The sequence below is a fragment of the Propionispira arboris genome (assembly GCF_900109225.1).
Classification (GTDB): domain Bacteria; phylum Bacillota; class Negativicutes; order Selenomonadales; family Selenomonadaceae; genus Propionispira; species Propionispira arboris.
Genome location: NZ_FNZK01000008.1, coordinates 1 through 18,305 on the forward strand (window position 1 = coordinate 1; position 18,305 = coordinate 18,305).

The window sequence follows — 18,305 nt, forward strand, 5'->3', positions numbered from 1 at the left end:
AAAGTATTCAAGGAGCGCTTCTTCGTATGAATCGCTCCATTCAATCCGAAGGTACTTTTGGCATCATGAAAAATAACCGCTGGTACAAAAGAATCGTTCGAAAAGGCATGGAACAAGTACGTTTAGAGATTTTCCTGGTTTCTATCGGGCATAATCTTTATAAATACCACAATAAAAGACTACGTTTGAAGAAAGCCGCATAAACTGTAGAAAAACAGTTTTTATGGGGAAAGGGGTTGTGTACCCTTTTTAAGGTAATTGCCCGCTTGTTTACTCAATATGCATAGAAAAAGAGGATGTGGACAAAATGATTTCTCATTTTGTCACATCCCCTTTTTTTGAAAAATATAGACGTGAATATATAAATTTTATCTATTGCATGATAGAAAAATTTAATAAATCAAGTAGGCTTTACTAGCTAGTAATTTTACTGTTTTTATCGTATAATAACATCAATGCATTCGTATGATAACTTATTGCTATTGCTATGCTGCTTAAATTTGAATAGGATAAAGAGAAGAAATTTATCTTATTACAGTACAGAGTGTTTTGTGAGTTCACGAAATGAAAATTTTTAATGTATATAGTTTATAAAAATTAAAGGCAGGTGTGGGTAATTTGAATAAAAGTTTTTTTAAGTCATTGCATTTTCAAGTCTTTGCATCCATTATTATCGGTATTTTATTAGGATACGTATATCCATCTGTAGGCGAAAGTATGAAGCCTTTGGGTGACGCATTTATTAAATTGATTAAAATGATTATTGGTCCAATTATTTTTTGTACGATTGTTTGCGGAATAGCAGGTATGGGGGATATGAAAAAAGTGGGGCGCGTGGGTGGTAAAGCTTTGCTTTATTTTGAAGCGGTTACAACTTTTTCGTTGTTCTTTGGTATTTTTTTAGTAAACTGGCTCCAGCCAGGTGTTGGCATGAATGTAGATGTAAGCACGTTGGATGCATCATCGGTGGCAATGTATGCGAATGGCGCTCAAAGTCATACGGCCGGTGAGTTCTTTATGAATATTATTCCGAATACGGTGGTAGATGGGTTTGCCAAAGGTGAAATTTTGCAGATCCTTTTATTTTCGGTTATGTTTGGTTGGGCGCTATCAAAGTTTGGTGAAAAAGGGAAAATGCTATTGGGTGTAATCGGCGATGTATCCCATGTGTTTTTTGGTATCGTTGATATCATTATGAAATTAGCACCAATTGGTACTTTTGGTGCAATGGCCTTTACAATTGGTAAATATGGCATCGCATCGTTAGGCCCGTTGATGCAATTATTGGGGACTTTTTATCTTGCCTGTCTCTTATTTATTATATTGATCATTTGGCCGATCGCTAAATGGGCGGGTGTTAGCTTTACGAAATATATTGCTTATTTTAAAGAAGAACTATTGGTTGTTTTTGGAACGGCATCTTCCGAAAGTGTTTTGCCTAGAATGATGGAAAAACTTGAGCGAGTTGGCTGTTCTAAATCGATTGTCGGGCTCGTTATACCAACCGGCTATTCGTTTAATTTAGATGGGACATCTATTTATTTGACAATTGCGGCTATCTTTTTAGCTCAGGCTACGAATACGGATCTTACGGCGATGCAGCAGTTCACGATTATTGCGGTGCTGCTACTGACATCCAAAGGTGCATCTGGTGTTACCGGCAGTGGCTTTATTGTTTTGGCAGCTACATTGTCCACGATACCGACCATACCAGTTGGAGCACTGGCTCTTATTTTTGGTGTTGATCGCTTTATGACGCAAGGCAGAGCCCTTACGAATTTGATTGGCAACGGCATTGCAACTTTTGTAGTTGCGAAATGGGAAAATGAACTTGATGTAAATACAATGAAACGAGAAATGTATGGCATTCAAGAAGAAGAACTGGATCCAGCGAAAATCTCTATATAGAAGCAAAAAAGCCTGCGAATTTTCGCAGGCTTTTTTGTTGAGATTATTGTATTAAGGAAACTTCCAGGTGGGGATAATATTTTATTGACCAATTTTCCATTTCTTTTAATATTTTAGTAAGATCTCGCCCTTCAGTAGTGAGTGAATACTCAACTTTGGGTGGCACTTCAGCATAAGCTATTTTATGAATTAAGCCAGCTAGTTCTAATTCTTTTAGTTTTTCATTTAATACTTTTTGGCTAATTCCATTTGTGATACGCTGGAGTTCTAAAAAACGTTTTGGTTTCTTGTATAAATGACATAGTATGACAGCTTTCCATTTGCCTCGAATAAAATCCATTGCGAAATCTAAGCGACATACATAGTTTTTGCCATTATAATCAATCATTTTAGTACCTGCCTTTACGTGTAGATTCAATCAGATTTTGTTATTATGTAGAACGCAATAAAGAAATTACATCCAGTCTGTCAGGAATGGGGTAAGGGCATCGTTTGCTTCCTGGGTAACGCCATACCCATTCCTGACGATTGCTATATAAAATGTTTAATGCCATATATATGTCTGAAATAGTGCTGTCTTAAATTGAATCGATATTTTTATCATAACAGATTGAAGGCATAAGATATAGTGATTTCAATAAATCTTACCTAAAAGTAAGGCAGCTAACTAAAAAGTGCGTACTTGTTAATTAATTGCTGGAGTTCTATACTAAGGATAAGTTGGAACTTAGTATTTGGGGAGGTTGAGCAGATGAAAGTTGTTGCTTTTAATGGAAGTCCGAATAAAAATGGAAATACCTGTGAAGCGATTAAAACGGTGGCAATGGAGTTAGAAAAAGATAATATTGAAGTGGAAATTGTGCATGTTGGCAATAAAGTTATTCGCGGTTGTTTAGCTTGTGGCGGATGCCGTCGTAATATGAATGAAAAATGTGTAATAGATAAAGATGAAGTCAATGAATGGATTCAAAAAATGAAAGAGGCCGATGGCATAATTTTAGGTTCACCAGTACATTATGCAGCAATTGCTGGTACCATGAAGTCGTTTTTAGATCGTGCTTTTTTGGTAACATCGGTAAACGGCGGAATGCTGCGACATAAAGTTGGTGCAAGTGTTGTGGCCGTCAGACGGGCAGGCGGAATTCCAACATTTGACCAGCTGAATAATTATCTGAACTACTCAGAAATGGTGATGCCAACATCAAATTACTGGAATGTAGTCTTTGGCACAGCGCAAGGTGAGGCTAAACAAGACGACGAAGGGCAGCAAATCATGCATGTCCTTGGTGAAAATATGGCTTGGCTCATGAAATTAGTTGAATATGGCAAAGATCATGTAAAAGCTAAGGAAAGAAAAGATAAAATATATATGAATTTTATTCGATAAGTAATAAAATAACCGTCAGTATAGTAATATACGGGCGGTTATTTTATTTAGTTTTTAAATAATAAAAATTAAGCAGGAAATGTTATTCATTTCTAGAAATTGTATTAAGAAATACAGAAATATTATAAAGGTGGGATATCATGTATAATATTTTGCTTGGTGGAGCAGCTGGACAAGGTGTAGATACAACAGGAACAATTTTAGAAAAGCTATTGAAACAGGCGGGTTATCAGATATTTTCCATGAAAGATGTAATGTCACGTGTACGGGGTGGACATAATTTCACATTGATTCGTTTTGGCCCTGAAAAAATCGATTCACATAGTTATAAGCTGGATGGGATTGTAGCATTTAATGAAGAAACAATTGAAGTGCATAAAAAGCAACTTAAACCGGGCGGTTTTATTCTTTGTGATGCATCCTTTGCCGCAGAAGGTAAAAATATTACTAAAATTGCCATGAATGAAATGGCAAAAACAATCGGAAATCCAAAAGTAGTTGGTAGTATTGCTATTGGTGCAATTTTAAAAAGTTTTGGTGAAACCTTGGAGCATATTGAAACAGTCTATAAACACGCTGTGAAATCAGAATATTTAGACCAAAATCTTCAAGCAGTCAAACAAGGCTTTGACAGTGTTAAAAAACATCATGAACATAAAGATGGTGCTTATGCAAAGTGGATGCTTTTGACAGGGAATCAGGCGATTTCTCTAGGGGCTATTGCAGCTGGATTGAAATTTTATTCAGCTTATCCAATGTCGCCGTCCACTTCAATTATGGAATATTTAGCTGGGAAAATGACCGAAGCTGGAATCGTGGTCGAACAGGCTGAAGATGAAATTGCGGCCATTAATATGGCAATTGGTGCTTCATTTGCGGGAGCAAAAGCGATGACTGGAACATCTGGCGGTGGGTTTTCTCTAATGGTTGAAGCGCTTGGTTTATCAGGCATTGCCGAAATACCAATTGTGGTTGCCAACATCCAACGACCGGGACCAGCGACGGGGTTACCGACTCGGACCGAACAAAGTGATTTAAACTTCATGATTTCGGCATCGCAGGGAGAATTCCCCCGGATGGTTATTGCTGTTAAAAATCATGAAGATGCTTTTTATCAAACGATTCGTGCTTTTAACATGGCCGAAAAATATCAGATTCCGGTGATGCTGTTGAGTGATCAATATTTGGCGGATTCATCAGCAGTCGTAGAGCCGTTTGATTTTGCTAAAATAAAAGTTTATCAGGCACCTGAACCGATATTTGAAGGTGAGTATCTGCGGTATAAACTTACGAAAGATGGCATTTCGCCACGTCTAATTCCCGGGACGAAGCGTGGTTTTGTCGCAGCAGATAGTGACGAACATGATGAAGCTGGCAAGATTATCGAATGTGCGGAAATGCGGATAAAACAAGTGGATAAAAGATTTTTGAAATTGAAAAAACTTGCCATGGAAATACAAGAACCAGAGTTTATTGGTTCCGATACGTATGATACTCTATTAATTGGGTGGGGATCAACGTATGGTCCAATTAAAGAAGCGGTTCAATACTTAAATAATACGTCAGGGAAAAAATTTGCAGCTTTACTGTTTGGTGATGTATATCCATTGCCGACGAAACTTTTGGCGGAAAAAGTGAAAGCGGCAAAAAACATTGTTAATGTTGAACAAAATGCAACAGGACAGTTGGCGAGACTTATCCGCGAAACAACCAGTATTACATGTACTGCCAGTATACTGAAATACGATGGCCGGCAAATATCAGGTGAGGAAATCATTGCCGCAGTGTTGAAGGAGGTAGCAAAATGAGTGACACTTCTAAGGAATTTTGCATGTATGAAACCGCTTGGTGCCCAGGGTGTGGGAATTTTGGTATTATTAAATGTTTAAAACAAGCACTGGAAGAGTTAAATAAAGATCCGCATGAAGTTCTTTTGATGGCTGGAATCGGGCAAGCAGCCAAAACACCACAGTATCTTAAAACCAATAGTTTTTCAGGTCTTCATGGTAGATCCTTGCCAGCAGCTATTGCAGCAAAAATTGCCAATAACAATCTGACGATTGTGGTGAATACCGGTGAAGGTGATTCCTATGGTGAAGGTGGAAACCATTTTATTCACAATATCAGAAGAAATGTTGATATTTCACATTTCGTTCATGACAATCAAGTTTATGGCTTAACGAAGGGGCAGGCTTCGCCAACATCATCAGAAGGTTTCGTGACTGGGGTACAGACAGAAGGCAGCATGAATACACCGTTTAATCCACTGATGATGGCCATTGCAGCTGGGGCTGGATTTGTGGCCAGGTCTTTTAGTGGTGATCCGGTACAGCTTGTTGAGCTTATGAAAAAAGCTATTTTGTATAAAGGGTATGCTTTAGTAGATATATTACAGCCGTGTGTTACCTTTAATAAAATCAATACATTTGCTTATTACAAAAAGCGGGTTTATCATTTAGATGAAAGTTATGATCCACATGATAAAATGGCGGCCATTCAAAAAGCCTTGGAATTTGGCGACAAAATTCCTACGGGCATTATTTATCAGGAACAAAAACAGACTTTTTATGATAAAAATAAAGTTTTATCTACGGCTATCCCATTATGTGAGCAAAAACTCGATCCCTCTTTGCTTGAAAAATATAGTCAGGAATTTATTTGAAAAACAAAATACTCAATCTGATTTTCAATCAATTTATATAAAAAAGATGAATTCCATTGGCGCTGGAATTCATCTTTTTTTATGATAATTAAACAAGAAAAACTTCAATGCCCAGTTTTTTGATTTTTTCAATCATCTCTGGATCGGCATCTTTATCGGTTACAATTGTATCGATTTCGCGAGGTGCGGCTATTGTCATAAAAGAACTTTCACCTAGTTTTGTATGGTCAACGACCAGAACGACTCTCGTAGCCTGTTTCACCAGAATCCGTTTTGTTTCCGTATCATCAATATCTGGATTTGTTGCGCCGCGACTGATATCAAATGCTGCCGAACCGAGGAATAATACATCAATTTTAAATTCGCGCATAAATCGGCTGGTCATTTGTCCAGAAAACCCCTGTGTTTTTTCTTTGAAAATTCCAGGGACTGTAATCAGTTTGATGTCTTTTACGGTACTTAGTATATTAATAACAGGCAAAGAATTTGTCATGACAACAATATTTTTCTTTTGTGAAAGCGCTTCGGCAAGTTCTTTTGTTGTAGAGCCACAGTCGATAAAAACGGCAGAGCCCTCACTAATTAAATTCACACAAAAATTGGCGATTCGATTTTTTTCTTTTTGTAAGTGTTCTTCTTTAAAAGACAAATTATGTATAAATATAGAGCCTCGATTGAAAGTAGCACCGCCATGGATTAATGTTACACTGCCCTGATCAGAAAAAAATTTTAAATCTCGACGAATTGTCATGGAAGAAACATTATATAATGCAGCTAGTTCGAGTATATTGACGGAACCGTTTGTTTTTAAACATTCTAAAATTTCTTTACGGCGGGTATTTGTTTTCATATAATTTCTCCATTTTCTATTTAGTACTTATAATATAAAGTTTTTCACTACTTTTGTCAATTTAAAATGTTAATATTTTGTTATTTTAACTACTTTATCCTATTTATTGTAACAAAAAAACAGATAAAATCATCTTAAATAACATTTTTACATAAAATAGTGTTGACTTGTTATTGCATTGCTAGCTATAATTGATTTTATAGAAATAAAGTAACAAAAAATGTTAAAACAATTTTACGGGAGAAACATTTTTTGTTGCTTACATCAATAGGGTGAGGAGTGGAAATTTATGAAATTACTACTTGTATCAAATGGAAGTTTAGCTCAGGGCTTGTATATGGCGATGGAACATTTTTATTATAAACCGGATATTGATTATACTATTTTGCGCGATTCTGATAAAAAAGAATATATTGCGGAGATAGAAGCCTATATGAAGAAAAATTGTATGGAGGATATCTTGGTTTTGTGTGATGCATATGGAAGTACTGCTTTTAATGAGATTGTTGTTTTAATAAACAAGCTAGAACGAACGAAATCGGTAGGTGTGATTTGCGGGATGAATTTGCCGATGGTGTTTAAGATTTATGGATTAAAAGATATGTGGAGTTTGACTAGTATCAAATCTTTTTACAAAAATTCCGAAAAACAGGGCGTTATTGTTTATGCACCGAAAGTAAAAAAGGATTGTAAATTTCTTTTTAAAATAAATGTACCAATTTAATGGTTGCAACTGGAAAAATTTATTTGTTTATAGACCCTGTAGTACAATAAGGAAAAAAGATATTGCATGATACAAAACTGTATTGATACGACTTGCAAAGTCACAGCCATTTAAAGGATGATAATACTGCAAAAAACTCCCAGTTCAATAGGGTAAGCCTATTGCTGGGAGTTTTTTGTCAGAGGTATTCTGTTTATAGAATATGAGGCTTTTAAAAATTAATATTTGGTCTGTCGTTTAAGTAGTTGGAAGTTCCACGGTTGTTTGTTCAGGTTGCTTTTTTGTAGTTGCATCAATTTTAATGAGCTTTTGGGGAATGAGTATAGTTAATACTCCCGCTAGAATTGCAAAACCAGCTAATACATACATGCTGCAGTCGATGGACCCAGTTAAGTCCTTTAAATAACCAACGGCATAAGGTCCAACGAAGCCACCAAGATTTCCGACAGAATTAATTAAAGCAATACCAACAGCGGCGGTTGCTTCTGATAAAAATGAACTTGGCAATGTCCAAAAACTGCCAGCAAAGCCGTAAATACCGGCGGTTGTAAATGTAATCTAAAATAAACTCCAGACTATATTATGTGTCATTGTTAACGCAAAAAGTCCAATCGCAGAAATTGCAATAGGCAAGCCTATATGGTAACGCCGTTCCATTGTTTTATCTGAATGACGAGCAACTACAATCATTGAAATTACACCAATAAAGTATGGAATTGTTGAAATTAGACCAACACTTGTATTGGATAAGGATTGTCCCAAGGATTTTATCAACTGTGGCATCCACATACTTAATCCATACATTGCACAAACATAACCAAACCATATGATAGAAAGATGCCATACCCGGCCATTTTTTAAGACTTCCCACATCGATGAATTTGTTTTTGTTTCTTTGGCTTCACGTTCAATGCGTAATTGATTGATGAGCCAATTTTTTTCTGCAATGGTTAAAAACTTTGCTTGCTCAGGACGATCAACAAGATAAAATAATGTTGCGATGCCACAAATTATAGCAGGAATACCTTCGATGATAAATAACCACCGCCATCCTTCTAAACCCCAAAGCTGGAAGTTATCCATAATCCAAGTCGAAAGTGGTGCAGTAATAATATTATTTAATGCCATACCAGTCATAAAAAAAGCGAGGGTTTTTCCCATATACTTAGCGGGAAACCATAAGGTTAGATATAAAATCATACCCGGATAAAAACCGGCTTCTGCTATACCTAATAAGACACGCATAACACCTAATTGTGTTGCTGTCTGAATGAAGCCCGTTGCAACGGTAACAAGTCCCCAAGTCATTAGAATTCGAGCAATCCAAAGGCGACATCCGACTTTATGCATCATTACATTACTCGGAATTTCAAAAAAGAAATAAGCAATAAAAAACACACCAGCAATCAGACCAAAGGTAGTGGAAGAGATATTTAAGGCTTGATTCATTTCTAAAGCAGCGAAACTAATATTTACTCGGTCCATCATTGAGATTACATATAAGATAAAGAGAAAGGGAATAAGGCGTAACCGTAATTTTTGGATTACCAGGTTTTCGTTAACAAAAGCTTCTTTTTCTAACATAATTAAATCTCCTTCACATAATGAAAATTACAAAAATTCAGATAATAATCAAGACAAATAAAATAAAGGTTGTTAGACAATAGCACTAAACATTAGACATCAGACGTTAAACTTATTTCAGTATATTTTATTAAAAACGAGATGTCAATATAAATTTATTGAATATTTACTGTATTTGGCTTTCCGAAAAAAACGTCTAAATAATTAACAGAAAATTATTTTATTTCAGATACAAGCTATTGCATATTCTGAAAAGTCGTGCTATCATAACATCAAACATTAAACATCATACGTTTACCTATTAGGACAAAGTAATAGAAAGATTGGAGTGTTATGTTATGAATGTAGAGAATGACATAAAAAAATTGCAGACCATATCGGATCATATACGATTGGATATTATGAAAATGGTTTATGAAGCAAAAGATGGACATCCGGGGCCAGCTTTTTCCATAGCTGATCTAATTACAACACTATATTTTAAAGAAATGAAGATTGATCCGCAAAATCCTCGCTGGGAAGATAGAGATCGCTTTATTTTGTCAAAAGGACACGCTTGCCCGGCACTCTATTCAGCTTTGGCGCGTAAAGGATATTTTTCAATGGATGAATTGCATGGTTTACGCAAATTGGGATCTATGCTGCAAGGGCATCCTGATATGAATAAAACGCCGGGGATTGATATTACCTCAGGATCATTAGGTAATGGCTTATCAATGGCTGTTGGAATGGCTATTGCTGCTAAATATCGCAAAAAATCCTATTATACTTATGTTGCTATGGGGGATGGTGAAATTCAAGAAGGATTAGTTTGGGAAGCGGCTATGTGTGCCAGTAAATATAAGCTGAATAATCTTATTGCCTTTGTGGATCATAATGGATGGCAAAGTGGCGGCAGCATTCATGATGTTAGTGGTTTATTACCAGTACTGCCAAAGTGGCAAGCTTTTAATTGGGATTGTCAGGTAATAGATGGTCATGATTTTGAACAGATTATTCAGGCGATTGCGCAGGCAAAAAAAAGTACGGATAAGCCGTCAATGATTATTTTAAAAACAATTAAAGGCAAAGGGTTATCGTTTATGGAAAATGATAATTCTTGGCATAAACGAGTTCCTACAGCGGAACAAATGGAACAAGCAATAACCGTATTGGGAGGAGAGTAAGATGGTGGAATATAAAGGAACGCGAGAAGCTTTTACACAAGCGATTACAGAATTAGCTGCTGAAAATGAACAAGTCGTTTTTGTGTCGGCGGATTCATTAAAAGCCATGCGCGCAACTTCTTTTGCTGAAAAATATCCAGATCGTTATATTGAAGTTGGTATTGCAGAACAAAATTCAGTGGGAGTGTCAGCTGGTTTAGCAAGCGCGGGGCTCATGCCTTTTATTGGTACTTATGCTGGGTTTATCACTATGCGTGCCTGTGAGCAGGTTCGTACTTTTGTAGCGTATCCGCACTTAAATGTAAAGCTTGTAGGCATTAATGGTGGTATTTTTTCAGGGGAGCGAGAAGGCGTCACTCATCAATTTTTTGAAGATTTGGCAATTATGCGGGCTATGCCAGATGTGACGATTTTAGTTCCTGCCGATGCTCATCAGATGTATCATGCTGTTAAAGCCGCAGCTTTGATTGACGGTCCTGTGTATATTCGGGCTGGCAGTGGTCGTGAGCATCTTGTATATGAGGCAGATACACCTTTTGAAGTGGGAAAAATTCGTGTATTAAAAAAATATGGTAATGATGTTGCCTTGTTTGCAAATGGATTTATTTTAAATCGTGCAGTTGAAGCGGCACGGATTTTAAATGAATCCAATATCAGAGTCACGTTAGTTGATGTCCCAACTTTAAAACCGTTAGATGAATCTGGTATTCAAGCAATTTTAGCAGATTGTAAGGCTGCTGTAACGGTGGAAGACCATAATGTTATTGGTGGTTTGGGGGATGTGATTTCGATGGTAAGTACAAAATCCTATCCAGTATTTATGGAACGAGTCGGATTACAAGATGTTTTTCCTAGCAGCGGAGGTCCGGAAGAGGTCTTAGATCGTTATGGTATTTCTATTCAAGATATTGTTAATGCCGTAAAAAATGTATGTAAAATGAAAAGGGGTATTTAGTAATGCGTGAAAAAATTATAGTAAGTGTAATTGGTGCAGGCGGAAAAATGGGAACGCGTGTCAGTAATAATTTGGCAAAACATACAGACGATATTACGATGTATTTGTGTGAAAATTCACCACAAGGTGTTGATGGCATTCAGAAACGCGGCTTTGAGGTTATTGCATCTCAAGAAGCTGTGCCTAAAAGTGATGTTATTATTTTAGCTGTACCAGATACTTTGATAAATATTGTTTCACAAGATATCGTGAAAATGATGAGACCGGATACGACATTGATGATACTTGATCCAGCAGCCGCTGTGGCCAAAGAACTGGCTTTACGCGATGACTGTACATTTGCTGTAGCACATCCATGTCATCCATCTTATTTCCTAGATCAAGATACACCAGAAGCGAGACAAGATTATTTTGGTGGTGTTGCCGGTAAACAGGATATTGTTATGGCTAAAATTCAAGGTTCTGATGATAATTTTGCTAAAGCCAGAAAAATTGGTGAAATTATGTTTGCACCGGTTATGCATAGTTATGTAATGGGGGTCCGGGATATTGCTTTCTTAGAACCAACTCTTGTAGAAATTTTAGGTGCTACCACACTTTATGCGATGGCAGAAACAGTAAAAGAGGCAGAAAGACGCGGAATTCCAAGAGCGGCTGCAGAATCATTTTTATCAGGACATATCTATAATTTAAGTGCTAACTTCCTCGGTAAATTGAATGCAAAAGTATCGGATGCCTGTATGGTAGCAATTGAATTGGGGAATCAATTGGTTTTGAGAGAGGATTGGAAAAGAATTTGGGATGATGATGTATTAGATAAAAGTATACAAACAATGCTTCATCCTACTAAGAAATAATAAAATTTAAATTTTTTCATAGACTATGTACACCTATATGAATTGATTGCATGCTGAAAATGTTGATGTTATAATGGAATATTAGTATATGCAGAAAAATCAATGAGGGAGCACTATCTATGGGATTAGAAGATAAAAATGCGAGTCTAGCTAATATATTTGAACCTAAGGAACGGGAATCTTCCGTAAATTATGTGATCAATAATATAAAGGATTCATTATTGTCACAACAAATCATGCCAGGAGATAAATTACCTTCTGAAATGGAATTAGGAAAATTGCTGTCTGTAAGCAGAGGTTCTATTCGTGAGGCTATGAAAATTTTAGCAGCATTTGGTATCATTGAAATAAGGCGTGGTGATGGTACCTATGTTACTAAAGATTTTGAAGGAAAAGTTATTTTTGATCCTTTGTTATTTAGTTTTATATTATCGCAGCCAGCATTTGATGATCTTAAAGAATTACGCCTTATGCTAGAAAAGTATATTGTTCGCCTTGCGATCAAAAATGAAACGGATGAAGATTTGGCTAACTTAAAAACGTGTAATCTTGAATTGAAAAATTTAAAACACAATCAAAACGATATGAATAATGAAGAAGTAAATGAGTTATTAGAGTGTGATCTAAAATTTCATTATATGTTGGCAAAAATGGCTAAAAACAAATTGATTGAAAGAATTTACTTATTTGTTTTAGAATATTTCAAACCATATATCAAAAAGAGTATGCAAAATCATGTATATTTTACATTTAAATCAAGTGCTCCGCATGAGCAGATTTTAAGTGCTATGGAAAAACGAGATGTTGCGCTGGCAGAGATTGCAATTGAAGATTCCGTTGAAATTTGGGGAAAACTTATGTTCAAATAGATTTTAATTTGACGATACTTTAGCGTACTTGCGATAGAAGGTTCTTTTTCTATCGCAAGGGAAGTATCGAAACAGCCATCAACAAAAATAATATTATCGGAATATTCTAAATTTATAAGGGGGACTATAAATGAAAGCCGTTGTTTTAGATGGGTATTCTTTAAATCCAGGAGATTTAAGCTGGAAAGCTTTAGAGGATATATGTGAAACAGTGATCTATGATAGAACATGTTACGATACAGCTAATTTAGAACTCATTACGCAAAGAATTGGTGATGCTGAAATAGTATATACAAATAAGACACCTTTGCCACAAGCGGTCATTAATGCAGCACCAAAGTTGAAATTTATTGGCGTTTTGGCAACTGGTTATAATGTGGTGGACATTGCTGCGGCACAAAAACGAAAAATTACGGTTACAAATATCCCAACCTATGGTACGGATTCTGTGGCGCAAATGGCAATCGCTTTATTATTGGAAATGTGTCATCACATTGGAGAGCATAATCGCTCTGTGCAAACGGGCGAATGGGAACATAATGCGGATTGGTGTTTTTGGAATTATCCATTGATTGAGTTAGCTGGAAAAACAATCGGAATTATAGGTTTTGGGCGGATCGGACAAACGGTAGGGCGAATCGCTCAATCTTTGGGCATGAAGGTGCTGGCCTTCGATAAATATAAGATGCTCGAATTGGAAAGCGATACATTAAAATACGCTGCGTTAGATGAAATTTTTGCCGCAGCGGATGTGATCAGTCTGCATTGTCCTTTATTTAAAGAAACGGAAGGTATGATTAATACAATAAATATCAATAAAATGAAACATGGTGTAATGATTATTAACAATTCGCGTGGAGGTTTAATTGTAGAACAAGATTTGGCACAGGCATTAGAAAATGACCAAGTCGCTGGTGCTGCTCTTGATGTAGTTTCTACAGAGCCGATTCGCCATGATAATCCATTGCTTGGTGCAAAAAATTGTATTATTACGCCGCACATATCATGGGCACCAAAAGAATCGAGACAAAGACTGCTGAATATCGCAATTGATAATTTACGTCACTTTATCGATGAAAAGCCAATCAATGTTGTAAGTTAATACTGAAAGAGGTGTTGAAATGCATATTGTTATAGCACCAGATTCATATAAAGGCAGTTTAACGGCTATTGAAGCAGCCCGGGCCATTCAAAAAGGAATAAAAGAAGTCTTTCCCACTGCAAAAATTACTTCTTTACCGATTGCGGATGGTGGAGAAGGAACTGTTAAGGCCTTAGTTTACTCAATGAAGGGTGAATTACAGCACAATCATGTTCTTGATCCATTAGGAAAGACCGTGTTGGCTGAATGGGGAATTCTTGATACAAAAACAGCTGTCATTGAGATGGCTGAAGCATCAGGTTTATTGTTGGTTCCATTAAGTAAAAGAAATCCCCTGATTACAAGTACCTATGGTACAGGGCAGCTGATCAAAGCTGCTCTCGACCAAGGTATGCGGAAAATCATCATCGGTTTGGGCGGGAGTGCTACCAATGATGGTGGTGCTGGTATGGCGCAAGCACTAGGGGTTCGTTTTCTTGATCGAAGCAGAAAAGAATTGCCGAATGGTGGTGGCTATTTACAGGATTTAGCTTCGATTGATTTGACTAATTTAGATAAACGCATAAAAGATACGGAATTTATTCTTGCTAGTGATGTGAAAAATCCATTATGTGGTAAAACAGGAGCAAGTGTTGTTTATGGACCGCAAAAAGGGGCGGATGCTTCGATGGTTGATCAGTTGGATAAAGCTTTATTGCATTATGCAGCCATTGCCGAAAAAGCAACTGGCCAGATTGTAGCAAATACAAATGGGGCAGGAGCTGCCGGTGGATTAGGGGCTGGGTTGATGCTTTTTTGTAATGCAACATTTAGACAAGGAATACAAATGGTTTTAGAATTGGTGCAGGCTGAACGCTTATTTTCTGAGGCGAACCTTATTTTTACGGGTGAAGGGTCGACGGATTTTCAAACTGTTTATGGGAAAGCACCAGTTGGCATTGGCAGTATCGCTAAAAAATATAATGTACCAGTCATATGTGTATCGGGAAGTTTGGGTAAAGCGTATGATGAAATATTTAAATATGGCATAACAGCTGCAGAAAGTATTGTTTCTAGTCCTGAGAGCCTGGCCTATTGCATGGAAAATGCTGCATCGTTACTGCAGGATACGGCAAAAAGAATTTGCTTAATCTTAAAAATAGGGGCTACATTAAAATGTGAGGGGATAAGAGTTATTCCAGTATAGGTGTGATAGTTTTATAAAATAAAATGATTCAATATAAAAATAGCTTTCTTATGATACAATACATATCATAAGAAAAGCTATTTTTTTAATACGCTGAAGTTATCGATTTGTAAGCAGTAGTATTTATATATAAGAGAATATTGAAGAATGGAGCACGTGATGGAAACGGTAATAAGTATCATTGTTTTAAGTGTAATGGAATTGGTTTATCTTTTTGGGACTATAATTATCATAGGTTTTTTGCTGGGCTGGTTGGAGACTATAGCTGCTCAATGGGCCTATAAAGCATTTGGGAAAACGGGTATTTTATTGACGTCATGTATTGGAACCTCCATACATGAAACAGGGCATGCTTTGATGTGCCTTTTGTTTGGTCATAAAATTATCGCTATCAAGTTTTTTGATTTGAATCCGCAAAATGAAACGTTAGGTTATGTCCAGCATAGTTTTGATAAACATAACTTGTATCAAAACATGGGAAATTTTTTTATCAGTTTAGGTCCTATATTTAGCGGCAGTGCCGCAATTTTATTCTTTATGTATTGGCTTGAACCATATACTTTTTCTGCACTGCGGCAAATGTCAGTATCCGTGCCTGCTGTCCATACAGTAACAGATCTTTTAATCTGGTCGGGACATTCTATGTCGATTGTATATTATGGATTGTGGCATAGTCCAAGTTTTGGTTCTTTAAAATATTGTGTGTTTTTAGTGCTGGCAATCTGCATATCTTCCCATATTGCTTTAAGTAAGATAGATATTAAAAATGCAATGGCGGGTTTGAGTGTGACTTTTTTGTGTGTGGTAGTCGGCAATTTTATTGCAGCTTTTTTTGGTATTGATACATTATATTATGTGTTGGAAGCGGCAAATTATAATGTTTATTTACTATCAATCTTATCGGTATCGTTGTTGTTTTCGCTATTTACAGCAATGGTTATGGGCGTGTGTGCAGGTTTTTTCAAAATACATAGAACTTGATTTTTGGGTTTATTTTCTAAAATGTGATGGAAAAACAATACAAATAGATTGACCTTCTGATTTGGGGGATATAAACTAAAATAGTGAAATGAATTGTGTGAATGAACCTATTCAATAGTTGGTGAATATTCTGTCTAGCTGGAAGGAGAAAATTTTATGAAATTAATCGATAATATTCAAGATTGGATTTGCAGTTTAGCGCTTTCTCTAGCGATTGCGTTATTCATCAATATCTTTCTTGTACAGCATATGGTGGTTGAGGGGCATTCGATGGATCCGACCTTACATGATCATCAGCATTTAATTATATCCAAGTTTTCGCATAGCATTAAGAAAATGCCGGATTATGGGGATATTGTTACAATCGATAGCCGAGTTTCGCGGGAACGAAGCTTAAAAGACGATTTGTCTGAGCCGATAACGAACTTGGTTAATCAGCAGCAATATGTTTTTGTTAAACGGGTTATTGGTAAACCGGGGGATGTTCTTGAATTTAAAGACAGTCAGGTGTATCGAAATGGTACAAAACTCGATGAATCTTATATTTTGGAAACTATGCGTGTGATGGTGGATCAGAAAATCACGGTTCCGGCCGATTCAATATTTGTTATGGGTGATAATCGCAATAACAGTATGGATAGTCGTATGATTGGAGCGGTCCCGCTTAATCATGTATTAGGTGTTATGGTTGCTAAAATATAAAATAAAGGGTGTGGCAGGCTTTTTTTGCTTAAGGATTATGAAACTGGTATAGTGTGGCGCACCGGGGCTTTGCCTAATTAAAATATTAAACAAGAGAAAGAGGGATTTTGAGTGGATATATTCGAGAATGTTTCTATCGTAAAAAAAGCCAATGTATATTTTGATGGAAAAGTAACAAGTCGTACGGTTCTTTTTGATAATGGAGAAAAGAAGACTTTGGGGATCATGATGCCTGGTGAATATGAATTTGCCACGGCGGATAAGGAACATATGGAAATTTTAGCGGGAACTATGGAGGTTTTATTGCCAAACCGTGAAGATTGGATTAGCATTGAAGCAGGGCAAACATTTGAAGTGCAAGCACATTCAAAATTTAAGTTAGTCGTCCAGGATATAGCAGATTATTGCTGTTCTTATATCAAAGAATAAATATATTGTTTTTAGCATATATATATGTTTATTTATGCTGAAGTTATGTATTATAAATATAGTTGAAATAACGAAAAACCTTGTATTACTTTACTGAGTAATGCAGGTTTTTTCTTCTTCTGCGAGAAGAATTATAGATAAAGGTTTAAATAAAAATAGTTCAACGGAAAATGGTTTTGCAAAATGATAGCAAAAGACTATTAAACAAATAAAAGTAGTATAATTCTGGAGGTTTATGAATGGATTTTTCAGGTAAGAAACAGGCAGCAGTATTTCTTGATCGGGATGGCACGATTAATCTGGACAAAGGGTATTTTTATTTGCCGGAAGAGTTTGAGTTTGAGCAAGGTTCAGTTGAAGCGATTCGTTTGCTTAATCAGGCTGGTTATAAAGTGTTTGTCATTTCCAATCAATCTGGTATTGCAAGAGGCTGTTTTACCGAAGCACAGGTGGATCATTTGCATCAATGGATGAATGAGGAACTAGCAAAATCGGATGCACATATTGATGCTTTTTATTATTGTCCGCATCATGCCGAACTGGGGGTTGGTTCTTATAAGAAAATTTGCGATTGTCGAAAACCAGCACCAGGATTACTGCTGAAGGCGGGACGAGAATGGAATATAGATATGAAACATTCCTATATGGTGGGAGACCATAATAGTGATATTGGTGCGGGTACTGCCGCAGGCGTTCAACCTTTTTTTGTTCGTACAGGACATGGAAAACAAGAAGAAAAATTACTTGCATCTAATGTTTTGCGAGCCAATAATTTGTATGAAGTTGTAAAAAAGTATATACTTTTTTCAAATTAAATTTGCCTGTCAGCAGACAGACGTTATAAAACTTGGTATTTAAAAATCACTCTTATTGGAAAAAGAGTGATTTTTTTAGTTATATCATATTTTTGTTTACGTGGAAACAAAAATATGATATTCTAATA

Annotated in this window: 20 protein-coding genes; 16 read left to right on the forward strand and 4 right to left on the reverse strand. The window is 36.3% G+C overall.

What is annotated here, in order from left to right; genetic code table 11:
• Together BMY14_RS09105 and BMY14_RS09110 are read left to right on the forward strand one after the other, a co-directional pair.
• On the forward strand, nucleotides 1-203 hold a 203-nt coding region (locus tag BMY14_RS09105), incomplete at its 5' end, for a transposase (protein ID WP_177177533.1).
• A 406-nt stretch (nucleotides 204-609) separates the two neighbouring features.
• Nucleotides 610-1,908, forward strand: a complete 1,299-nt coding sequence (locus BMY14_RS09110; protein WP_281246432.1) for a dicarboxylate/amino acid:cation symporter — start codon at nucleotides 610-612, stop codon at nucleotides 1,906-1,908.
• Nucleotides 1,909-1,951: 43 nt separating this feature from the next.
• Here the strand turns inward: BMY14_RS09110 and BMY14_RS09115 are convergent, their stop codons facing one another.
• Complete coding sequence (locus tag BMY14_RS09115; RefSeq protein ID WP_091831054.1) at nucleotides 1,952-2,296, reverse strand: winged helix-turn-helix transcriptional regulator; 345 nt, start codon at nucleotides 2,294-2,296, stop codon at nucleotides 1,952-1,954.
• A 363-nt stretch (nucleotides 2,297-2,659) separates the two neighbouring features.
• Here BMY14_RS09115 and BMY14_RS09120 point away from each other — a divergent pair, with 363 nt between their 5' ends.
• The 3 genes from BMY14_RS09120 (at nucleotide 2,660) to BMY14_RS09130 (ending at nucleotide 5,957) form a co-directional block, all read left to right on the forward strand.
• A complete protein-coding gene (locus BMY14_RS09120) occupies nucleotides 2,660-3,295 on the forward strand; it encodes a flavodoxin family protein (RefSeq protein WP_091831056.1) in 636 nt (211 codons plus the stop codon).
• Between the two features lie 140 nt (nucleotides 3,296-3,435).
• A complete protein-coding gene (locus BMY14_RS09125; protein WP_091831058.1) occupies nucleotides 3,436-5,103 on the forward strand; it encodes a 2-oxoacid:acceptor oxidoreductase subunit alpha in 1,668 nt (555 codons plus the stop codon).
• Nucleotides 5,100-5,957, forward strand: coding sequence for a 2-oxoacid:ferredoxin oxidoreductase subunit beta (locus BMY14_RS09130; RefSeq protein ID WP_091831060.1), 858 nt, complete (start codon nucleotides 5,100-5,102; stop codon nucleotides 5,955-5,957). Before BMY14_RS09125 ends, BMY14_RS09130 begins: the two co-directional genes overlap by 4 nt.
• Nucleotides 5,958-6,045: 88 nt before the next feature.
• Here the strand turns inward: BMY14_RS09130 and BMY14_RS09135 are convergent, their stop codons facing one another.
• Complete coding sequence (locus BMY14_RS09135; RefSeq protein WP_091831062.1) at nucleotides 6,046-6,807, reverse strand: DeoR/GlpR family DNA-binding transcription regulator; 762 nt, start codon at nucleotides 6,805-6,807, stop codon at nucleotides 6,046-6,048.
• 289 nt (nucleotides 6,808-7,096) lie between these two features.
• Between BMY14_RS09135 and BMY14_RS09140 the strand changes: the two genes are divergently transcribed.
• The gene (locus BMY14_RS09140; RefSeq protein WP_091831064.1) at nucleotides 7,097-7,531 is read left to right on the forward strand and encodes a PTS sugar transporter subunit IIA; all 435 of its coding nucleotides are present in this window, start codon (nucleotides 7,097-7,099) and stop codon (nucleotides 7,529-7,531) included.
• Between the two features lie 237 nt (nucleotides 7,532-7,768).
• On the opposite strand, the gene BMY14_RS20865 is transcribed toward BMY14_RS09140, so the two are convergent.
• Together BMY14_RS20865 and BMY14_RS09145 are read right to left on the reverse strand one after the other, a co-directional pair.
• Complete coding sequence (locus BMY14_RS20865) at nucleotides 7,769-8,038, reverse strand: hypothetical protein (protein WP_245741342.1); 270 nt, start codon at nucleotides 8,036-8,038, stop codon at nucleotides 7,769-7,771.
• Between the two features lie 51 nt (nucleotides 8,039-8,089).
• Nucleotides 8,090-9,115 carry an MFS transporter gene (locus BMY14_RS09145; RefSeq protein WP_245741343.1) on the reverse strand — a complete coding sequence of 342 codons (1,026 nt, stop codon included), beginning with the start codon at nucleotides 9,113-9,115 and terminating at the stop codon, nucleotides 8,090-8,092.
• 338 nt (nucleotides 9,116-9,453) lie between these two features.
• Here BMY14_RS09145 and BMY14_RS09150 point away from each other — a divergent pair, with 338 nt between their 5' ends.
• The 10 genes from BMY14_RS09150 (at nucleotide 9,454) to gmhB (ending at nucleotide 18,177) form a co-directional block, all read left to right on the forward strand.
• The gene (locus tag BMY14_RS09150; RefSeq protein WP_091831065.1) at nucleotides 9,454-10,281 is read left to right on the forward strand and encodes a transketolase; all 828 of its coding nucleotides are present in this window, start codon (nucleotides 9,454-9,456) and stop codon (nucleotides 10,279-10,281) included.
• Between the two features lies 1 nt (nucleotide 10,282).
• The gene (locus tag BMY14_RS09155; RefSeq protein WP_091831067.1) at nucleotides 10,283-11,236 is read left to right on the forward strand and encodes a transketolase family protein; all 954 of its coding nucleotides are present in this window, start codon (nucleotides 10,283-10,285) and stop codon (nucleotides 11,234-11,236) included.
• Nucleotides 11,237-11,238: 2 nt separating this feature from the next.
• Nucleotides 11,239-12,093 (forward strand): phosphogluconate dehydrogenase C-terminal domain-containing protein, encoded by an 855-nt coding sequence (locus BMY14_RS09160; RefSeq protein ID WP_091831069.1) that lies wholly within the window; start codon nucleotides 11,239-11,241, stop codon nucleotides 12,091-12,093.
• Nucleotides 12,094-12,212: 119 nt separating this feature from the next.
• Nucleotides 12,213-12,962: a FadR/GntR family transcriptional regulator gene (locus tag BMY14_RS09165; RefSeq protein ID WP_091831071.1), complete on the forward strand. Its 750-nt coding sequence runs from the start codon at nucleotides 12,213-12,215 to the stop codon at nucleotides 12,960-12,962.
• Nucleotides 12,963-13,092: 130 nt separating this feature from the next.
• Nucleotides 13,093-14,064: a D-2-hydroxyacid dehydrogenase gene (locus BMY14_RS09170; RefSeq protein ID WP_091831073.1), complete on the forward strand. Its 972-nt coding sequence runs from the start codon at nucleotides 13,093-13,095 to the stop codon at nucleotides 14,062-14,064.
• Between the two features lie 19 nt (nucleotides 14,065-14,083).
• Complete coding sequence (locus tag BMY14_RS09175; RefSeq protein ID WP_091831075.1) at nucleotides 14,084-15,250, forward strand: glycerate kinase; 1,167 nt, start codon at nucleotides 14,084-14,086, stop codon at nucleotides 15,248-15,250.
• A 159-nt stretch (nucleotides 15,251-15,409) separates the two neighbouring features.
• On the forward strand, nucleotides 15,410-16,231 hold the full coding sequence (locus BMY14_RS09180; protein ID WP_143063153.1) for a hypothetical protein: 822 nt from the start codon (nucleotides 15,410-15,412) through the stop codon (nucleotides 16,229-16,231).
• A 156-nt stretch (nucleotides 16,232-16,387) separates the two neighbouring features.
• The gene (gene lepB, locus BMY14_RS09185; RefSeq protein WP_019552177.1) at nucleotides 16,388-16,933 is read left to right on the forward strand and encodes a signal peptidase I; all 546 of its coding nucleotides are present in this window, start codon (nucleotides 16,388-16,390) and stop codon (nucleotides 16,931-16,933) included.
• A 111-nt stretch (nucleotides 16,934-17,044) separates the two neighbouring features.
• Nucleotides 17,045-17,362: a pyrimidine/purine nucleoside phosphorylase gene (ppnP, locus tag BMY14_RS09190; protein ID WP_091831078.1), complete on the forward strand. Its 318-nt coding sequence runs from the start codon at nucleotides 17,045-17,047 to the stop codon at nucleotides 17,360-17,362.
• 239 nt (nucleotides 17,363-17,601) lie between these two features.
• A complete protein-coding gene (gene gmhB / locus BMY14_RS09195) occupies nucleotides 17,602-18,177 on the forward strand; it encodes a D-glycero-beta-D-manno-heptose 1,7-bisphosphate 7-phosphatase (protein WP_091831080.1) in 576 nt (191 codons plus the stop codon).
• The last annotated feature ends 128 nt before the right edge of the window (nucleotides 18,178-18,305 follow it).